Raw genomic sequence first — 1,032 nt, 5'->3', positions numbered from 1 at the left:
CTTTCGGCACGGTGGGTTCCGGCGCGGCTCCCAGCAGCTTTGCCACCGACAGGGCGAGGACGCGTTTGCGTCCCGCGGAGAAGTGCTGGACGGTCGCGAGATGCCCGGTGACCGCCGCGCTGTCGGCACCACCACCGTCCAGCGCCCAACGGGCGACCAACTGCTCGAAGTCGCGGCGGCCCGCCGGCCGTGCGGCCCAGTGCAGATAGTCGACAAGGGCCTCACAGCTGGGCGTGCGCACGCCCTCAAGCTGGAACAGCCGCAGCGCCAACGCGCTTTCCAAGGCGCTGCTCATGCAGGTTCCGGGCACCAGCCCGTCCTCCGCCTGGTCGAGGATCCGGCCGGCCAGCCGTCGGCGCGCTACGGCCACGAGCCGGTCCGCGGGGCTGTCCGCGTACGAGTTCGTGGACAGGTGCATGTCATAGTCCCGTCTGTCGGCCGCGTCAGCGGCGGGCCAATCTTGGTTCTGCGGCACCGCAGCCACTTGCGACTGCGCTGCCGCTTCGGCGTCTGGAAGTGATGCCGCAGTCGGTGCTTGCGAGGCGCAGTGAATGGTTGAAGTCTGGGAGCAGTTCGGCCCAGCCGACTCGACACTGGCGCCTTGACAGGCAGGCGTCTGCCAGCTGCCGTTCCAGAGGCATCAGAATGGAATGTCTCTTGCACTCGTGCAGGAACCGGTGAGGGTGCCGGATAGATCTGTTCCCGGCGTAGCAGGACACGGTCGCCTGCGGGCAGTGCCGTGGCATGGCGCGCAGCATCCCCCGAGGCCGTCACGACTTTGTTCCGTCCTGATGGTTGCCGACGTCCCACCGCCAGGCGATGGAGGCGATGGGCAACGGCTCTGGTGAATCGTCACTGGGCGTTTCGCGCCAGCCCATGCTCTCGAAGGCCACGGTACCCCCACTGTGTCAAGTACCGGGTTTGATGGAGGGTGTGATTACCCGCTCGGTGTCGGGACGGGTGCGGTTGTGTGGTGATGGTTGGTTTCGTGTTCCACGGGCGGGATCAGGCCGAGTTCGCCGTGTAGCCGGC

At 67.3% G+C, this 1,032-nt stretch carries 1 protein-coding gene; it reads right to left on the bottom strand.

All coding sequences use genetic code 11. From position 1 onward, the window contains the following. Positions 1 to 418 (bottom strand): hypothetical protein (locus ABFX45_RS46155; RefSeq protein ID WP_346137422.1); only part of this gene is annotated, 418 nt, incomplete at its 3' end. Between the last annotated feature and the right edge of the window lie 614 nt (positions 419 to 1,032).

The sequence above is a fragment of the Lentzea roselyniae genome (genome assembly GCF_039537795.1).
Lineage (GTDB): Bacteria > Actinomycetota > Actinomycetes > Mycobacteriales > Pseudonocardiaceae > Lentzea > Lentzea atacamensis.
The sequence above is the reverse complement of the archived record's forward strand: the minus strand, read 5'-3'. Positions and strand labels throughout refer to the sequence as shown.